The 17,405-nt window shown below is 34.6% G+C and carries 17 protein-coding genes; 7 read left to right on the forward strand and 10 right to left on the reverse strand.

Annotated elements, in window-relative coordinates:
- The first annotated feature begins 32 nt into the window (after positions 1-32).
- On the forward strand, positions 33-758 hold the full coding sequence (locus C8C87_RS01350) for an RNA methyltransferase (RefSeq protein ID WP_121340863.1): 726 nt from the start codon (positions 33-35) through the stop codon (positions 756-758).
- Positions 759-762: 4 nt separating this feature from the next.
- Here C8C87_RS01350 and C8C87_RS01355 read toward each other — a convergent pair whose 3' ends face one another.
- From C8C87_RS01355 to C8C87_RS01375, 4 genes are all read right to left on the reverse strand, one after another.
- Positions 763-1,467 carry a porin family protein gene (locus C8C87_RS01355; protein WP_099713611.1) on the reverse strand — a complete coding sequence of 235 codons (705 nt, stop codon included), beginning with the start codon at positions 1,465-1,467 and terminating at the stop codon, positions 763-765.
- A gap of 22 nt (positions 1,468-1,489) precedes the next feature.
- Positions 1,490-2,221, reverse strand: a complete 732-nt coding sequence (ubiE, locus tag C8C87_RS01360) for a bifunctional demethylmenaquinone methyltransferase/2-methoxy-6-polyprenyl-1,4-benzoquinol methylase UbiE (protein WP_099713610.1) — start codon at positions 2,219-2,221, stop codon at positions 1,490-1,492.
- Positions 2,222-2,794: 573 nt separating this feature from the next.
- Entirely contained in the window at positions 2,795-3,277 is a 483-nt protein-coding gene (locus C8C87_RS01370; protein ID WP_121340864.1) for a dihydrofolate reductase, read from the reverse strand.
- A 13-nt stretch (positions 3,278-3,290) separates the two neighbouring features.
- Complete coding sequence (locus tag C8C87_RS01375) at positions 3,291-3,623, reverse strand: 2TM domain-containing protein (RefSeq protein ID WP_121340865.1); 333 nt, start codon at positions 3,621-3,623, stop codon at positions 3,291-3,293.
- A gap of 237 nt (positions 3,624-3,860) precedes the next feature.
- On the opposite strand from C8C87_RS01375, the gene C8C87_RS01380 reads away from it, so the two are divergent.
- Positions 3,861-4,157: an isoamylase early set domain-containing protein gene (locus C8C87_RS01380; protein WP_099716199.1), complete on the forward strand. Its 297-nt coding sequence runs from the start codon at positions 3,861-3,863 to the stop codon at positions 4,155-4,157.
- A 24-nt stretch (positions 4,158-4,181) separates the two neighbouring features.
- Here the strand turns inward: C8C87_RS01380 and C8C87_RS01385 are convergent, their stop codons facing one another.
- The 5 genes from C8C87_RS01385 to C8C87_RS01405 form a co-directional block, all read right to left on the reverse strand.
- Positions 4,182-5,006: a thymidylate synthase gene (locus tag C8C87_RS01385; RefSeq protein ID WP_121340866.1), complete on the reverse strand. Its 825-nt coding sequence runs from the start codon at positions 5,004-5,006 to the stop codon at positions 4,182-4,184.
- Between the two features lie 31 nt (positions 5,007-5,037).
- Positions 5,038-6,321: an amidohydrolase family protein gene (locus C8C87_RS01390; RefSeq protein ID WP_121340867.1), complete on the reverse strand. Its 1,284-nt coding sequence runs from the start codon at positions 6,319-6,321 to the stop codon at positions 5,038-5,040.
- Positions 6,322-6,446: 125 nt separating this feature from the next.
- On the reverse strand, positions 6,447-7,070 hold the full coding sequence (locus tag C8C87_RS01395) for a bifunctional nuclease family protein (RefSeq protein WP_121343254.1): 624 nt from the start codon (positions 7,068-7,070) through the stop codon (positions 6,447-6,449).
- Positions 7,071-7,215: 145 nt separating this feature from the next.
- Positions 7,216-8,184 (reverse strand): electron transfer flavoprotein subunit alpha/FixB family protein, encoded by a 969-nt coding sequence (locus C8C87_RS01400; RefSeq protein ID WP_099713606.1) that lies wholly within the window; start codon positions 8,182-8,184, stop codon positions 7,216-7,218.
- Between the two features lie 135 nt (positions 8,185-8,319).
- Positions 8,320-9,066, reverse strand: a complete 747-nt coding sequence (locus C8C87_RS01405; protein WP_121340868.1) for an electron transfer flavoprotein subunit beta/FixA family protein — start codon at positions 9,064-9,066, stop codon at positions 8,320-8,322.
- A 290-nt stretch (positions 9,067-9,356) separates the two neighbouring features.
- Between C8C87_RS01405 and C8C87_RS01410 the strand changes: the two genes are divergently transcribed.
- From C8C87_RS01410 to C8C87_RS01430, 5 genes are all read left to right on the forward strand, one after another.
- On the forward strand, positions 9,357-10,337 hold the full coding sequence (locus C8C87_RS01410; protein ID WP_091204253.1) for a pyruvate dehydrogenase complex E1 component subunit beta: 981 nt from the start codon (positions 9,357-9,359) through the stop codon (positions 10,335-10,337).
- A 134-nt stretch (positions 10,338-10,471) separates the two neighbouring features.
- Complete coding sequence (locus C8C87_RS01415) at positions 10,472-12,958, forward strand: DUF5686 and carboxypeptidase-like regulatory domain-containing protein (RefSeq protein WP_121340869.1); 2,487 nt, start codon at positions 10,472-10,474, stop codon at positions 12,956-12,958.
- Positions 12,959-13,057: 99 nt separating this feature from the next.
- A complete protein-coding gene (locus tag C8C87_RS01420; RefSeq protein WP_121343255.1) occupies positions 13,058-13,660 on the forward strand; it encodes a DNA-3-methyladenine glycosylase in 603 nt (200 codons plus the stop codon).
- 106 nt (positions 13,661-13,766) lie between these two features.
- A complete protein-coding gene (locus C8C87_RS01425) occupies positions 13,767-14,297 on the forward strand; it encodes an inorganic diphosphatase (RefSeq protein ID WP_099713603.1) in 531 nt (176 codons plus the stop codon).
- Between the two features lie 111 nt (positions 14,298-14,408).
- Positions 14,409-16,868, forward strand: a complete 2,460-nt coding sequence (locus C8C87_RS01430) for a sodium-translocating pyrophosphatase (RefSeq protein WP_121340870.1) — start codon at positions 14,409-14,411, stop codon at positions 16,866-16,868.
- An 81-nt stretch (positions 16,869-16,949) separates the two neighbouring features.
- Here C8C87_RS01430 and C8C87_RS01435 read toward each other — a convergent pair whose 3' ends face one another.
- On the reverse strand, positions 16,950-17,351 hold the full coding sequence (locus tag C8C87_RS01435; protein ID WP_121340871.1) for a hypothetical protein: 402 nt from the start codon (positions 17,349-17,351) through the stop codon (positions 16,950-16,952).
- Positions 17,352-17,405 lie beyond the last annotated feature (54 nt).

Below are 17,405 nucleotides of genomic sequence, written 5' to 3' on the forward strand. Positions count from 1 at the left end.
CTAAAATATTTAATTCAAAAGTACATTATTTTATGATTAGTAAAAACCAAATAAAGCTTATAACGAGTTTGCAGCAAAAAAAATATAGAATTGCCAATAAATTATTTTTTGCCGAAGGCGTAAAAGGGATTCATGAACTATTGGAGTCTAATTTTGAATTGGAACATTTGTATACCACCCAAAATGATTTTGAAGAAGTTCCAGCAGCTAAAAAAACGATTATTCAAGAAAATGATTTAAAAAAAATAAGTGCATTAGCAACTCCAAATACTTGTTTGGGAGTTTTTAAAATGCCATTGGAAAAACCAATTATTGAAACCGGTTTAATAGTAGCGCTTGATGCTATTCGTGATCCGGGGAATTTAGGGACTATATTGCGTCTGTGTGATTGGTTTGGTGTTAAACAGTTGTTGTGTTCCAAGGAAACGGTTGATATTTATAATCCAAAAGTTGTTCAGGCAACTATGGGTTCTATCGCCAGAGTTAACGTAAATTATATTGATCTTAATGCTTTTATTGTACAAACAAAACTACCCGTTTTTGGTACTTTTATGGACGGAGAGAATATTTATAAATCGGTTTTGCCCAAAGAAGGAATAATTATTATGGGTAATGAAGCTAATGGAGTTTCTGCAGCACTTGAAAAATTAGTCAAAAACAGACTAACAATTCCTCGTTTTGGAGATCTTCAAAAAACAGAAAGCCTTAATGTTGCCACCGCTACCGCTATAGTATTAAGCGAGTTTTGTAGAGGGTAAGTCTTTAATGGAAAGTAAAATTAATGAAGACTGCTCTGGTTTTCAAGGATTCTATATTGCTTGTCCATGGACTGTTTGGGTCTTTGTCTCGGATTAATTCGTCATTCATCCCAAAAACACCTCTTATGGAAGGAGAAAATATAAAATATTCTGAAAAAAGATCAATTCCGAAACCCAATTCATAATTAGTTGTCCACGCTTTTACTCTAAAGCGTTGTTCTAAATTGTCATCAATTAATTTAGAATTGCTGGACAAGTTTAACGTTGCAGATACACCTCCCACTAAATAAGGACGAATATTCCCTGTTCTAAGTGAGGAGAATTTCACTAATAACGGAAAATGGATGTAAGTACTATTCACTTCCCTAAGCGCATCTCCACTGTTTGTGAAATTTGGATAATATAAGTCTCTTTTGGTATAATAAAGACCTGGCTCAAATCGCAAGTCAATATATTCCTGAAGTTTCAAATCAGCGACGATTCCTACATTAAATCCGGTAGTTCTTTTTATAAGAATATCAGGTCCTACCGTTTTATAGTCTATTTTGAAATCATACGAGTTGAATCCCAGATAAAACCCGTAGTACATTCTCTTTTTTTGAAAATTTTCCAAATTAATAATAGGGTCTCTGCTAAATATGTTTTTAGACTTTTGAGCGTATCCTTTTATAATAAAAGCAAAAAATAGTAAGACAATTATTTTTCTCATGTTTATGCTGAAATCTTCAGTATTATTTTTTAGAAGCTGAGTAAATGGTAGCTACACCAAAAGTTTGTGGTAAGGCTACAACATCTATAAACCCAATTTTTCTTAAAATATTGTTTAATGCTTCTCCATAAGGAAATGCAGCAGCAGATTCAGATAAATATCCATAAGCAACATCATCTTTAGAGAAAACTTTGCCTATTAATGGAAGAATGTTTTTAGTGTAAAAATTATATCCTTGTTTGTAAGGTGTTTTGTCTGGAACCGAAGTTTCTAAAATCACAAATACTCCGTTAGGTTTTAAGACTCTTAAAATTTCAGCTAAGCCTTTTTCTAAGTTTTCAAAATTACGTACTCCAAAAGCAACGGTTATCGCATCAAAATAGTTGTCATCAAAAGGCATGTTTTCGGAGTCTGCTAAAATCATTTCAATAGTATTAGAAAGATTTTTTGAAGCAATTTTCTTTACGCCTACTTCCAGCATTCCTGCAGAGATATCTAGTCCAATGATTTTTTCGGCATTTGTTTGCGCCATCAAAATTGCCAAATCACCTGTTCCGGTTGCAATATCCAGAATAACCTTCGGGTTTGACTTTGAAACTATTTGCAATACTTTTTTACGCCATTTTATATCAATACCGAAAGAAATGACACGATTCAGATTGTCATAATTTCCAGAAATGGTGTCAAACATTTTAGCAACTTGTTCTTTTTTACCTAGAGCTGAATCTTTATAGGGTGTTATTTTTTCTGACATTTTTTTAATTTGTACAAATATAATACAAACTTGACGAACTTAAAATGGGTTTCAAAAATTAGAAACAAGTTTTATTTTTAGTTTTTAAAATAGCTTAAAATCCACAATTCACTTTATTTGAAATATCACTAAAAGTGGGTATTGTAACTAAAGATTTAATTGTACAAATTTGTTATTCAGGAAAATAACCATATTAAATGATTAAAAGAGAACCGATCAACCAAATCAAGTGGATAATTTTAGCGTTTTTTATCTCATTTGTTCTTGTTAGCTGTTTTGAAAACACTGTTTTACAAAGCAGTGTTGTAGTTAAAGCGCAACATACGTTCTTAGGATTAAATTTGTTTTTGGAAATTTTAATTTTTTTCGTCTTTAGTACCTTCGTGGTATTTGGTATTAAAGGCTTTTTTGAGATGTATTCTCAGAAAACTTCAAATGTTATAATCTTCATTTCTGGAGTATTACTAATATTTGTAATTTTTATTTTATGTTATCAAATACTCTTTCAAGAGTAGGTCATCTCTTTGATCAATGGTTAAAAAAAACATCCCGTAAAAAGGATGTTTTTTTGTTTTATTTTCTAATGAATGTCTGGTACGAATAATCATAGAGATGTTTTTCATCCTTCTCATTAAATTCTGATGTTATTATTTCCCATTCATCATCATTAATTTCAGGGAAATGAGCATCGCCTTCAAAGTTGTGATGAACACGCGTTATTTCTATTTTGTCGGTAAAAGGAAGTCCTAATGTATAAATTTCACCACCGCCAATTATGAATGTGTCTTCGTCTTTAGGACAAATTGCTAATGCTTTGTCAATACTGTCAACTATGATACAACCTTCGGCTTGATATTCTTTCTGTCTGGTAATTATAACGTGGGTTCTGTTTGGTAATGGTTTCGGAAAACTTTCAAATGTCTTTCTTCCCATTATAATATGATGTCCGGAGGTAAGAGATTTAAATCTTTTGAAATCATTTGGCAAATGCCAAACCAGTTCGTTGTCCTTACCTAGAGCATTATTTTCGGCAACGGCCGCAATCATTATTATCATAATTGATTTACTGTTATTTAAGGTCGTCGTTGTTAACCTGTGTTTGTAATTGATCTAGTTTTTTTTGTTGTAAAGCTACAAGTCGGTCTATTTGTTCTCTTTCCCAATTTTTATTCATAAAACGATCCGTGATGAAAATTTTTATAAAATGTAAAATAAAAAGGAACAACCATATAGTAATTACCCAAATTGACCAGTGAGAATCTACGGCAATTTCGAAAAATTTATTAGCAATAAATAAAAGCAAACTCCCTAAAACGAAAAGAACAAAATGAAAATACAGTCTTTTTTTTTGTTTAATTCTTCTCCTTGCATACTCGTACTGTTCGTGTAGTTCTTTTTCCATTGATCAAAATTTTGTTTATAAAGGTAAAATTTATTTTGGAAAGTCACTATTTTGCCTGTAGATTATTTAGAATGAAAACGTTTTCTGATTTTTGAATAGTAAATTTAGCCTGCCTATAATTATTGAATTATTCATAAATTAACATAGTTTGGGCTATTCTATTAAATCTTTGGGTTTCTGTTGAAAGTTCAAATTCTTTTATTTCCTTTGTCTTATAAATCTATAAATGAAATAGTTATGGCAATCAAGAAACAATTCGTTAAAACAAAACCAGTTTGCAAAGTTACTTTTTCGGTAGCTGCAAAAGAAGCAAGTCAAGCTTCCGTTGTTGGAGATTTCAATAATTGGAGTGTTGCTGAAGGAGCTTTGAGCAAATTAAAAAATGGTACTTTCAAAGGTGTATTTGATGTAAACAAAGATGCAGCTTATGAATTCAAATACGTTATAGACGGCACATTTGTAAATGAGCCAGAAGCAGATTCTTTTAAATGGAATGAGTTTGCAGGAAATGAAAACGGTGTTTTAGTAGTTTAACTAAAACACCGTTTTTTTATTGGATTAGACCGCAACACTGCCTTTTATCAAGGCATGTGGTTCGTATCCTTCGAGAGTGAAATCATCAAAATCGAATGCAAAGATGTCTTTTATTTTAGGATTCAAAATCATTTTTGGTAATGGTTTTGGCTCACGGGACAATTGCAATTCAAGTTGTTCAAAATGATTGTTGTAAATGTGAGCGTCGCCAAAAGTGTGAATGAATTCCCCTGGCTGCAAGTCGCAAACCTGTGCGATCATCATTGTGAGTAATGCATAAGAAGCAATATTAAAAGGAACACCTAGGAAAATATCAGCACTTCGCTGGTATAATTGACACGATAACTTACCGTCAGAAACATAAAACTGAAAGAAAGCGTGACAAGGAGGCAAAGCAGCTTTATTGTTGGCTACATTTTCATCAAATGATTTTGTTGTGTCTGGAAGCACGGAAGGATTCCATGCCGAAACCAACATTCTGCGACTATTAGGATTGGTTTTTAATTCCTTAATAAGTTCTGAGATTTGGTCAATTTCTTCGCTATTCCAGTTGCGCCATTGGTGTCCATAAACAGGTCCTAAATCTCCATTGGCATCAGCCCAAGCATCCCAAATTTTAACTCCGTTTTCTTGAAGGTAGTTGATGTTTGTATCTCCTTTTAAAAACCAAAGCAATTCATAGATAATAGATTTTAGGTGGAGTTTTTTAGTGGTAACCATTGGGAAACCTTCATTCAGATCAAAACGCATTTGGTAACCAAATACACTTTTCGTTCCAGTTCCGGTACGATCTCCTTTTTGACAACCGTTTTCCATTACGTGTTGTACTAAGTCTAAATATTGCTTCATTGTACTTTATTCTATTTTGCGGTAAGCAAGTTTAGTTTTTATATATTTTTCCGTCTTTCATTACAAATACTACTTTTTCCAGCGTTTTGATAGTATTCAAAGGATTTTCATCAACGGCGATAATGTCTGCCAAAAAGTTTTCTTTGATTTGTCCTACTTCATTTCCAATGCCTAATAACATGGCATTTGTTGTTGTTGCTGATTGTATAGCGGCTAATGCGGGCATTCCGGCTTCAACCATATAACCAAATTCCTTTGCATTTGTGCCATGAGCAAAAACTCCAGCGTCGGTTCCAAAAGCAATTTTGACTCCTTTTTTATATGCTTTGGCAAAAGTAGCTTTCAGCTGTGGGCCAACTTCTCTGGCCTTCGGAACTACTATGTCAGGATAAAAACCAGTAATCTCTGCATTTTTTTCGACTTCTTTTCCAGCCGTTAAAGTAGGAACTAAATAAGTATCGTATTTTTTCATCAATTCCATTGTCTCTTCACTCATAAAGGTACCGTGCTCAATGGTTTTTATACCGCCTAATATGGCTCGTTGCATGCCTTCATCACCGTGTGCATGAGCGGCAGTAAGCATATTATAATCCTTGGCAGTTGTAGTGATAGCTTTGATTTCTTCTAAAGTAAACTGAGGATTTTTACCACTTTTTGCTACGCTTAAAACACCGCCTGTAGCTGTGATTTTAATAACATCGGCTCCTTCTTTATAGCGTTCTCTTACTGCTTTTACTGCTTCTTCCGGAGAATTGATTACACCTTCATGCGGTCCTGGATCGCCTACAAGTTTTCTATTGCTTCCGTTTGTTGGGTCAGCATGTCCGCCTGTTGTGGCAATCGATTTTCCTGCAGTATATATTCTTGGACCTTTTACGATTCCTTTGTTAATAGCATTTCTTATGGAGATATTAACGCCGGTCCCTCCTAAATCACGTACGGTTGTGAATCCGGCCAGAAGGGTGATTTCGGCACAACGAACTGCTTGAAATGCAACGTCAGCCTCGTTGTCTAAATATTTTGACATGTAACTTTTAGTGTCGTGCTCTCCTTCAATATGCACGTGTAAATCGATAAGACCAGGCAATACATATTTGTTTTTTAGGTCGATTTCAATGTCTTCGGGTTTGGATTTAGATACAAACCCATCTTGTATTTTTATGATTTTGTTTTTAGAAACAACTATGGTTTGGTTCGATAACTCTTGGCCAGATTGAGTGTTTAGAATTTTTCCGCAGTGTAAATAATAATCTTGAGAAAATACGACTGTAGAAATAAATAAGGTTACGGCAATAAGGACAAATTTTGTTTTCATAGATTAGTTTTATAACAGATGTCAATAAAAATATATAAAAAAGTGCAGCATTAAATACAGCTGCATTTTTTACGAGGTTAATCGTTTATGTATCAAATAATGCAATAATGAAAATCAAGATAAAGTTATCTTTTCGAGATTTCGTCTCTAATTTTTGCTGCTTTTTCGTAATCTTCATGTGAAACCGCTTGGTCTAATAGTTCATTTAATTCTTGTAAACTGTGTTTAGAATAGGTTTCTCCAGATTGATTGCTTTCCTCTTCATGACCAAAAGTCTCTGGATTAGACAACACATCGTCAATTTCTTGAGAGTCTTTATTGGCTTCCAACGGATTTGCTTTCAAGTATATTCCTGCTTTGTCCAAGATGTTTTTGTAGGTAAAAATAGGAGCATTAAAACGCAACGCTAACGCAATTGCATCGGATGTTCTGGCATCGATAATTTCCTCTATTTTATCTCTTTCGCAAATGATACTCGAATAAAAAACACCATCAACTAGCTTATGAATAATGACTTGTTTTACCACAATATCAAAACGTTCTGCAAAATTTTTAAATAAATCATGAGTCAGAGGACGTGGTGGTTTTATTTCTTTTTCTAATGCAATAGCAATTGATTGTGCTTCAAAAGCACCAATGACAATGGGTAATTTTCTTTCGCCATCAACCTCGTTCAATATCAAAGCATAGGCTCCGTTTTGAGTTTGACTGTATGAAATTCCTTTTATGGATAATTTAACTAAGCTCATAATTCTTAAATGGGTAAGTACAGCGTACTTATTTTTGATGAAAATCAAGTTTCATTTTTTGTTAAAAAAAATGCTACTTAAAAGCAAAGATACAAATATCTTGTTTTTAAGTAGCATTTAAATCGATTTAATGATTTCCTGTTGTTTAGGAATTCTGAGCTTTGAAAGCTTTAAATTTCTCAATTAATTTAGGAACAATTTCAAAAGCATCTCCAACAACTCCGTAGTCAGCTACTTTGAAAAATGGTGCTTCTGGATCGCTGTTGATTACAACTTTAACTTTAGAAGAGTTGATTCCCGCAATATGTTGTATTGCTCCCGAAATTCCAATCGCTATATATAAGTTAGTAGCCACCGGTTTTCCAGTTTGTCCTACGTGTTCTCCGTGAGGTCTCCATCCTAAGTCAGAAACTGGTTTTGAACAAGCAGTTGCAGCTCCAAGAACTGTAGCTAATTCCTCTACCATTCCCCAGTTTTCAGGACCTTTTAATCCACGACCAGCAGAAACTACAATATCAGCATCAGCAATGGAAACTTTTCCAGAACCTTTCTCTACTGATTCTACTTTTACACCAAAATCATTGTCTCCAATAGTTGGGTTAAAATCTTCTTGAGTTAATGTAGATGCATTTTCAAAAACACCATAAGAGTTTTTAGCAAGGCCAAGAACTTTTACGTCTGTTGCAATTTCAGTGATGTTAAAAGCTTTGTTTGAAAAAGCATTTCTTTTTACTTGAAAAGGCGAAGTTGAAACTGGTAATCCTACAACATTTGACGCATAACCAGCTTCTAAAGCTACTGCAACAAGTGACGAAAGATAAATACTATCTGTAGTTGATGAAAGTAAAACTAATTTTACGTTTTCTTTTTGAGCAGCTTGTTTGATAACATCGGCGTATGCTTTTGCTGTAAATCCGGATAATTTATCGTTGTTTACTTTCAATACTTTGTCTACTCCGTATTTTGATAATTCTGAAACATCTCCTGCATTTACTGTTACAGCCGTAACGGTAGTTCCTAAAGTTTCTGCTACTTTTTTTGCGTAAGAAGCTAATTCGAATGCTACTTTTTTAAATTTTCCTTCTGCGTATTCCGCATATATTAATATTGACATAATAATTTTAGATTTTAGATTAACGATTTTAGAATTTTGATTTTAGAAATTAGACTAATGATTCTCGATTTTTATGCTCCCGAAACTTCGGGACAGCAATCAAAAATCGTAAATCTTCAATCAGCAATCAAAACATTAAATCACTTTCGCTTCGTTGTGTAATAAATTGATTAATTCATCTAAATTGTCAGGAGAAATTAATTTCACTGCTGATTTAGGAGCTGGTTTTTCAAATTTCACTGCTTTTGTGTTTACAGTTGCATCCACAGGCTCCAGAATTGTCAAGGCTTTGGTTCTTGCTGTCATAATTCCTCTCATGTTTGGAATGCGTAAGTCTTTTTCTTCAACCAATCCTTTTTGTCCACCAATGATTAATGGTAAAGTAGTAGCAACGGTTTCTTTTCCTCCGTCAATTTCACGAACAGCTTTTACATTTGTTCCGTCAACAGTAAGGTTTGTACAAGAGTTTAGGAAGTTGTATCCTAAAATTCCGGCGATCATTCCAGGAACCATTCCGCCATTATAGTCTAAAGATTCTTTTCCAGCGATAATTACATCGTAACTTCCGTTTTTAATTACTTCAGCAAGTTGTTTGGCAACGAAAAATCCGTCAGTAGGATTTGCGTTTACACGAATGGCTTCGTTAGCGCCTATTGCTAATGCTTTTCTTAAAGTTGGTTCGGTTTCTGGTCCTCCAACATTTACAACAGTTACAGTTGCGCCTTGTTGCTCTTGAAACCAAATAGCACGCGTTAAACCAAATTCGTCATTTGGATTGATTACATATTGTACTCCATTGGTGTCAAATTCAGAATCACCGTTGACAAAGTTAATTTTTGAAGTAGTATCAGGAACGTGACTGATGCAAACTAATATTTTCATAAGTATATATTTTGATTTTTCTAAAAAGCTTTGACAAATTTAAAATAATAATTCGAATAATATACTATGCATGCATAATATTTTTCAATACTATTACGATTTCGTAGCCCGGATAGGAGCGGCATCCTTCCTGTGGCTCCTTTAGCCACAGGAAGATACAGCGGATAGCCGGAAATAGCTCCTGAAAATTATCACTATAAATCATGATTAATTTAAAGTAATTTATGCTTTTAAGTGATATAAAATATTTATTTTTGCTTTTCGAAAATTAGACACATACAACATATAATATGAGAACGATACAATTTAGAGAGGCCATTTGCGAAGCGATGAGTGAAGAAATGCGTCACGATGAGTCCATATACTTAATGGGTGAAGAAGTTGCAGAATACAATGGTGCGTACAAAGCATCTAAAGGAATGCTTGCTGAATTTGGTGAGAAAAGAGTAATTGATACTCCTATTGCTGAACTTGGTTTTACTGGTATTGCAGTAGGATCAGCAATGAACGGATGTAGACCGATTGTAGAATACATGACTTTCAATTTCTGTTTAGTAGGGATTGACCAGATTATAAACAATGCTGCCAAAATGCGTCAGATGACCGGTGGACAATTTAATGTGCCTATCGTTTTTCGTGGCCCAACAGCTTCGGCAGGACAATTAGGAGCGACTCACTCACAAGCATTAGAAAACTGGTTTGCGAATACTCCGGGTCTTAAAGTGGTAGTTCCATCTACTGTTTATGATGCAAAAGGATTGTTGAAAGCGGCTATTCGTGATAATGATCCTGTGATTTTCATGGAATCAGAACAAATGTATGGTGATAAAGGAGAAGTGCCAGATGGTGAATACACTATTCCACTTGGAGTTGCTGATATCAAACGTGAAGGTACTGATGTGACTATCGTTTCTTTTGGAAAAATCATCAAAGAAGCCCATATTGCTGCTGACGAATTAGCCAAAGAAGGAATTTCATGTGAAATTATCGATTTGAGAACCGTACGTCCTATGGATTATGAGACGATTTTAACATCGGTTAAAAAAACAAACAGATTAGTGGTTCTTGAAGAAGCTTGGCCTTTTGCAAGTGTTGCTTCTGAAATTACCTATATTGTTCAAGAACGCGCTTTTGATTTCTTGGATGCGCCTATTCAACGTATCACAACTGCAGATACTCCAGCGCCTTACTCTCCAGTATTACTGAAAGAATGGTTGCCAAATGCAGGTGATGTGGTAAAAGCGGTTAAAAAAGTAATGTATAAAAAATAGATTTTTTTAGAATTTGATTTTTAGATAAACTTTAACAGTCGACGGTCTAAATTTCAAATAATCTAGATGTCTAAATACCTATATTTGAAACTTCATCAATTATTTATTTGATGAAGTTTTTTTTTTGAATGATTATGAAAAAGAATCTCTTATTTCTCTTGTTTTTTCTATTGGTTTCTGCAAGCGCAGTTTTTGCACAAACTAAAGTGAGCGGTATTGTGGTAGACAAATCAAATCAGCCTATACCTTTTGCAAATGTGGTTTTTAAAGGCTCCAGTGAAGGGATTGTGACTAATGAAGATGGGAAGTTTTACCTTGAATCCCAAAAATCATATTCCATTTTGCTGATATCTTCAGTAGGTTTTTCTGAGAAGGAAATTGTTTTAGACAAACTTGTAAATTACAATTTCAAAATTCAGCTAAGTGAAGCCGAAAGTTTGAGCGAAGTTGTTGTTTTTGCCGGAAAAACGTCCAAAAAAAATAATCCTGCGCTAGATATTCTTAGAAAAATTTGGGAAAGAAAACGTAAAAACGGATTGTATCAGTTTGACCAATACCAGATGGAAAAGTATGAAAAAATAGAATTTGACATGAATTCTATTGATAGTGCTTTTATGAAAAACAAACTTTTTAAAGGGATGGAGTTTATTTTTAATCAAATGGACACTTCCAGAGTAACCGGGAAAACCTATTTGCCTATTTTTATAAATGAATCGCTCAATGATGTTTATGGAGATAATAAATTAAAGAAAGTAAAAGAGAAAATAAAGGCCAATAAAACGTCCGGGTTTAATGGGAATCAACAGATTTTATCCTTTGTGAAAGACTTGTATTCAGATTATAATATTTACAACAATTACTTGACTTTTTTTGACAAAAGCTTTACCAGCCCATTGTCTAAAACAGGAATTGATGTCTATAATTATGTATTGAAAGACAGTGCATATATTGACAATAAGTGGTGTTATAATATTGTTTTCTATCCAAGGCGTAAAAATGAATTGACTTTCAAAGGGGATTTTTGGGTGAATGATTCGACATTTGCCATAAAGAAAATCAATATGGCAGTTACCAAAAGCGCCAATATTAACTGGGTAAAAGATATTTATTTAGAACAAGAATTTGAAGTGGTCAGTGATTCTGTTTTCTTATTGACTAAGGATTATCTAATGTCTGACTTTGCTTTAAACAAAAAAGAAAATTCTAAAGGAGTTTACGGGAAACGAACCAGTTTTTATAGAAATCATCAATTTAATAAGGAGCAACCAGTAGCTTTTTATAAAGATGAGGTCAATTATATGGATGACGAAGTCTACAATAAATCTGATGAATACTGGAATGAAAACCGTTTTGAAAACCTAAGCAAGGATGAATTGGGCGTTTATAAAATGCTCGACACGTTGCAAACCGTAGATAAGTTTAAGCGATTGTATAGTTTGGTTTCGATACTTGGAAGCGGTTATGTAGAATTTAAAAACTTCGATTACGGTCCTGTTTTTTCCACATTTGGATACAATGAAGTTGAAGGAGTGCGATTGCGAGTAGGAGGAAGAACTTATTTTGGACCTAACGATCCTTGGCGTATTCAAGCCTACACAGCGTATGGATTTGATGATGATAAATTCAAATATGGACTTTCGGGGAAATGGATGATCGACAAGAAAAACCGAATCATTTTGTCCGGAGGAAATAGGCGCGACATTGAACAAATAGGCGCCAGTTTAACCACCACAAACGATGTTTTGGGCAGAAGTTTTGCTTCGTCCTCCGTATTTTCGTCTGGTAGCAACGGGAAATTGACTAACATCAATTTGACTAACGTTGCGATAGAAATAGAACCCATTAAAAATTTAACGTTTCAAACGGGATTTTCGTATCGTACACTAGAGTCCGCTTCTACTACGTTTAGCTTAGATTATTATACGGATATAGCAAATTCGATTACAGAAAGCGAAGTAAAACAATCCGAAGTTAATTTCCAGGTTGAATATTCGCCAAAGAGAAAAACCATCGGTTTTGGAGTTGAAAGAAGCAATGTTGACAGTCCGTTCAGTCGCTTTTTTGTGAATTACAGTCATGGATTCAAAGGGCTTTTAAACAGTGATTTCAAATATGATAAATTACAATTGTATTACAAACAACCCATAATTATAGGACCTTTAGGAAGAACCAATATTATTATGGAAGTGGGGAAAACCTTCGGGAAAGTGCCGTTAGGATTACTGAGTGTTATTCCCGGAAATCAAACTTATTTCACCATAGAAAACACATTCAGCAACCTAAATTTCTATGAATTTGTGTCAGACCAGTATGCTACTTTGCAGTGGAATCACAATTTCAATGGTCGAATTTTTTCCAGAATTCCGTTTATGCGTAAACTCAATTGGAGAGAAATTGTATCCGTAAAAGGGGTTTATGGAACCATTTCTGATGAAAACAGAGCGATTAATGCTTCGGGTTTAATATACAATGCACCTGAAAAAGTGTATTGGGAATATAGCGCCGGAATTGGGAATATCTTCAAAGTATTTCGCATCGATTTCGCTTGGCGAGGCAATTATCTCAACACGCCGGATACGAATCGTTTTACTGTAAAAGGATCGTTCGGGTTTAATTTTTAGGAGCTATTCCAGCTGTACACTATATCTTTTTATAAGGCGAAGAAAAATCGCCTTATAAAAAGGATGTCGTTTCCATCTGGGCTAAAAAAGCATCAGACTATGCAAGAAGCCATCGACTACCTTTTAGAAAAAGACACCATTTTTAAGTCAATTATTGAACAATACGGAATGCCAACTATTCCCAAAAGACCGCAAGGTTTTGAGACTTTGGTATTGTTAATTTTGGAACAACAAGTATCTATAGATTCCGCCAAAGCTACTTTTTTAAAAATAAAAGCCAGTCAAAAAGCCATAGCACCGGAAATTCTTCTTCACATATCGGACGAGGAATTTAGGAATCTTGGCGTAAGCCGACAAAAAACATCGTATATAAAAGCTTTGGCAACAGCTATATTGAATAAAGAGCTAGATTTAGAAAGTTTGCCAGCCAAAACGGCTCAGCAAGTACGTGAAGAACTTATCAAAATCAAAGGAATAGGAAACTGGACCATCGATATTTACTTAATGTTTTGTCTGCAATCTCCGGATTTATTGCCTTTAGGAGATATTGCGGTCGTAAATACCATAAAGGAATTACTTGATATTCATGATAAAGATGCCATGGAAATTCATGCAATACAATGGAGTCCGTATCGTTCTTATGCAACCTATCTTTTGTGGCATCATTATTTAAAGAAACGAAATAGGAAAGTGGTTTACTAAAGTACTCACTGTTAAAATTTAATCAAGAGATAACATAAATTTTTTATTGTAAAAAGGGATACTTTCCTTACTTTTGCACCCATAAATATAGAAAAGAAAAACTAAAATGACTGCAGACAAATTAACAACTTTCGATGTCTTAATCGAAATACCAAGAGGAAGTAGAAATAAATACGAATATGATTTCGAAATAAAAAGAATGCGTTTTGATAGAATGTTATTCTCTTCGATGATGTACCCGGCTGATTACGGATTTATTCCTGAGACATTAGCATTGGACGGAGATCCATTAGATGTTTTGGTTTTAGTAAACGAACCAACTTTTCCTGGATGTGTAATGGAAGTAAAACCTATCGGTGTTTTCCACATGGCAGATGATAAAGGACCAGATGAAAAAGTAATCTGTGTACCAGTTTCAGATCCAATCTGGAATTCATTGGAAAACCTTTCAGATATTAATCCACACTTATTAAAAGAGATTGAACATTTCTTTCAAGTGTACAAAGATCTTGAAAACAAACAAGTTGATGTTGAAGGTTGGGGAGATGTAAACGAAGCGTACGCGATTATTAAAGAATGTACGGAGCGTTTTAATCAAATTGAGAATAAACCAGAAGGATTATTCAGTATTAAATAAATAATTACCATAATTTTTATAAAAAAAGCAATACTCTGTTAAGAGTATTGCTTTTTTGTTTATTTTCGTTTTGTTACAGTATTAATATTAACCAAAAACCAAACCAAAATTATGAATACAATAATGATTTATTTGCCAATAGCCATGGCATTTATTGGACTGGCATTTATGTTTACAAAACGAGCATGGGTTTTAAAACAAGATCCGGGTGACGGTAAGATGAAAGAGATTTCAGATTACATTTACGAAGGAGCCTTGGCTTTTCTTAAAGCAGAATATAGGTTATTGACTTTCTTTGTAATTGGAGCAAGTGTTGTTTTGGCCGGAATTTCATTTATCGTTCCTACTACACATATATTAATAGTAGTTGCTTTTATTTTTGGAGCTTTCTTCTCTGCTTTAGCGGGGAATATGGGAATGAAAATAGCAACAAAAACAAATGTTAGAACCACGCAGGCTGCCCGTACAAGTTTACCACAAGCATTAAAAGTTTCTTTTGGCGGTGGAACCGTAATGGGATTAGGAGTTGCAGGCTTAGCCGTTTTAGGGTTGACCACTTTCTTTATTTTCTTCTTTCACTTTTTTATGAATGGAATTTGGACTTCTACTGAAGATATGACTATTGTTTTGGAAACATTGGCCGGATTTTCTCTTGGAGCAGAATCTATCGCTTTGTTTGCCAGAGTTGGTGGTGGAATTTATACCAAAGCTGCCGATGTTGGTGCTGATTTAGTAGGTAAAGTAGAAGCTGGAATCCCCGAAGATGATCCTCGTAATCCGGCTACAATTGCAGATAACGTAGGGGATAATGTGGGAGATGTTGCCGGAATGGGTGCCGATTTATTTGGTTCTTATGTTGCGACAGTTTTAGCGGCTATGGTTCTTGGGAATTATGTAATCAAAGACATGGGCGGAAATATTCAAGATGCTTTTGGCGGAATAGGACCTATTTTATTACCAATGGCAATCGCTGGTTTTGGAATTTTATTTTCTATTATCGGAACGATGTTAGTAAAAATTACAGATGATAATGCCAAAGAAGCACAAGTTCAAAAAGCATTGAATATAGGAAACTGGGTTTCAATTATTTTAACAGCTATTGCTTGTTTCTTTTTAGTACAATATATGTTGCCAGAAACCATGAAAATGGATTTTTTCGGAGAAGGGACTAAAGAAATTTCGTCAATGCGCGTTTTCTATGCTACAATCGTCGGATTAGTGGTTGGAGCAGTTATCTCATCTGTTACGGAATATTACACAGGATTGGGGACAAAACCAGTTATGGCAATTGTACAAAAATCGTCAACTGGAGCAGGAACAAATGTAATTGCAGGACTGGCAACAGGAATGATTTCTACATTTCCAACCGTTCTATTATTTGCAGCTGCGATTTGGACATCATATGCTTTTGCAGGATTCTATGGCGTGGCTTTGGCTGCTTCGGCGATGATGGCAACAACAGCAATGCAATTAGCAATTGACGCTTTCGGACCAATATCGGATAATGCTGGTGGAATTGCTGAAATGAGCGAATTGCCAAAAGAAGTACGTACCAGAACCGATATTTTGGATTCAGTAGGAAATACAACTGCAGCAACCGGGAAAGGATTTGCAATTGCTTCGGCGGCATTAACGTCACTAGCTTTATTCGCTGCTTATGTAACGTTTACGGGAATTGACGGAATCAATATTTTCAAAGCGCCTGTTTTAGCCATGTTATTTGTGGGCGGAATGATACCGGTAGTTTTCTCTGCTTTGGCAATGAATTCTGTTGGAAAAGCTGCTATGGATATGGTGTATGAAGTGCGTCGTCAGTTCAGGGAAATTCCAGGAATTATGGAAGGAACCGGAAAACCGGAATATGCTAAATGTGTCGATATTTCTACTAAAGCCGCTTTGCGCGAAATGATGTTACCGGGAATTTTGACTATTGGTTTCCCAATTGCGATTGTTTTACTAGGGAAATTAGTTTATGCGGATAACAACCAATTAATTGCAGAAATGCTTGGAGGTTACATGGCTGGAGTTACCGTTTCCGGTGTACTTTGGGCTGTTTTTCAAAACAATGCCGGTGGTGCTTGGGACAATGCCAAAAAATCTTTTGAAGCAGGAGTTATGATTAATGGTGAAATGACCTATAAAGGTTCTGATGCGCACAAAGCGGCCGTTACCGGAGATACTGTTGGTGATCCGTTCAAAGATACATCTGGACCATCAATGAATATTTTGATTAAATTGACGTGTTTGATAGGTTTGGTGATTGCCCCAATTTTAGGAAATGGAAGTCATACAATTTCTGATAAAGCAGCGTGTTGCGCTTCGACTGAAATGTGTGCTTCAATGTCTAAAGAAGAATGTCTTGCAAAAGGATGTGACAGCAAAACTTGTAAATTTATGAGTGCTTCCGGAGTAGCAACCGAAATGGTTTCTAAAGAAGTTTCTATCGAAAAAACAAATGTTGATGGAAAAGTAAAAGCTACTATTAAAACAAGTATCAACGGGAAAGTTACTATTCAAAAATTTGAAGGAACTGACGAAGAAGTGCAAACTCAAATAGACTCTTTAAAATAATCAGCTAAAAACTATAAATACTAAATGCCTCGCGATTGCGGGGCATTTTTAATTTTACATACTTGAGACCTTTCTAAATATTTAATAGTCCCAATCTCCCCAATCATCATACCAACTAGAAAGTTCAATAGCTGCGATAACTAAAAAAACAACTCCCAGAGAGCCAACGACAATTGCAATATTCCCTATGTTTGTCGCTGTTTTATTAAGAACACGTATGGTTTTCAAATCGCTCTCGGTAAGCGGTATTTTTTCAATTTTACCTTTGGTTTTTAAGTATCCATAGTATATTCCGTCAATTTGTTCAATTCTGATAAATTTGAATATTTTATTGTCTGCATTTACTACTAAAACTTTACTGTCAGCAGTTACAGCTTGCTCTAAAGTTACCGGCGTTTTTTTATAAACACCACAACTTTGAAAAATAAGCGCTATAACTAATAAAAAACAAACGGTTTTGGTTTTTAAACTTTTGCATTTCATGATTTTTAGATTTTAATTAATAATCAGAAAAAACAGTTGATTAATGTCTTGTGT

Origin of the sequence: Flavobacterium sp. 120 (assembly GCF_003633605.1) — a bacterium.
GTDB classification, from domain to species: domain Bacteria; phylum Bacteroidota; class Bacteroidia; order Flavobacteriales; family Flavobacteriaceae; genus Flavobacterium; species Flavobacterium algoritolerans.

Coding starts and splice junctions, on each gene's coding strand:
- C8C87_RS01350 (WP_121340863.1), top strand. CDS start 33: ATGATTAGTAAAAACCAAATAAAGCTTATAACGAGTTTGCAGCAAAAA.
- C8C87_RS01355 (WP_099713611.1), bottom strand. CDS start 1,467: ATGAGAAAAATAATTGTCTTACTATTTTTTGCTTTTATTATAAAAGGA.
- ubiE (WP_099713610.1), bottom strand. CDS start 2,221: ATGTCAGAAAAAATAACACCCTATAAAGATTCAGCTCTAGGTAAAAAA.
- C8C87_RS01370 (WP_121340864.1), bottom strand. CDS start 3,277: ATGATAATAATGATTGCGGCCGTTGCCGAAAATAATGCTCTAGGTAAG.
- C8C87_RS01375 (WP_121340865.1), bottom strand. CDS start 3,623: ATGGAAAAAGAACTACACGAACAGTACGAGTATGCAAGGAGAAGAATT.
- C8C87_RS01380 (WP_099716199.1), top strand. CDS start 3,861: ATGGCAATCAAGAAACAATTCGTTAAAACAAAACCAGTTTGCAAAGTT.
- C8C87_RS01385 (WP_121340866.1), bottom strand. CDS start 5,006: ATGAAGCAATATTTAGACTTAGTACAACACGTAATGGAAAACGGTTGT.
- C8C87_RS01390 (WP_121340867.1), bottom strand. CDS start 6,321: ATGAAAACAAAATTTGTCCTTATTGCCGTAACCTTATTTATTTCTACA.
- C8C87_RS01395 (WP_121343254.1), bottom strand. CDS start 7,070: ATGAGCTTAGTTAAATTATCCATAAAAGGAATTTCATACAGTCAAACT.
- C8C87_RS01400 (WP_099713606.1), bottom strand. CDS start 8,184: ATGTCAATATTAATATATGCGGAATACGCAGAAGGAAAATTTAAAAAA.
- C8C87_RS01405 (WP_121340868.1), bottom strand. CDS start 9,066: ATGAAAATATTAGTTTGCATCAGTCACGTTCCTGATACTACTTCAAAA.
- C8C87_RS01410 (WP_091204253.1), top strand. CDS start 9,357: ATGAGAACGATACAATTTAGAGAGGCCATTTGCGAAGCGATGAGTGAA.
- C8C87_RS01415 (WP_121340869.1), top strand. CDS start 10,472: ATGAAAAAGAATCTCTTATTTCTCTTGTTTTTTCTATTGGTTTCTGCA.
- C8C87_RS01420 (WP_121343255.1), top strand. CDS start 13,058: ATGCAAGAAGCCATCGACTACCTTTTAGAAAAAGACACCATTTTTAAG.
- C8C87_RS01425 (WP_099713603.1), top strand. CDS start 13,767: ATGACTGCAGACAAATTAACAACTTTCGATGTCTTAATCGAAATACCA.
- C8C87_RS01430 (WP_121340870.1), top strand. CDS start 14,409: ATGAATACAATAATGATTTATTTGCCAATAGCCATGGCATTTATTGGA.
- C8C87_RS01435 (WP_121340871.1), bottom strand. CDS start 17,351: ATGAAATGCAAAAGTTTAAAAACCAAAACCGTTTGTTTTTTATTAGTT.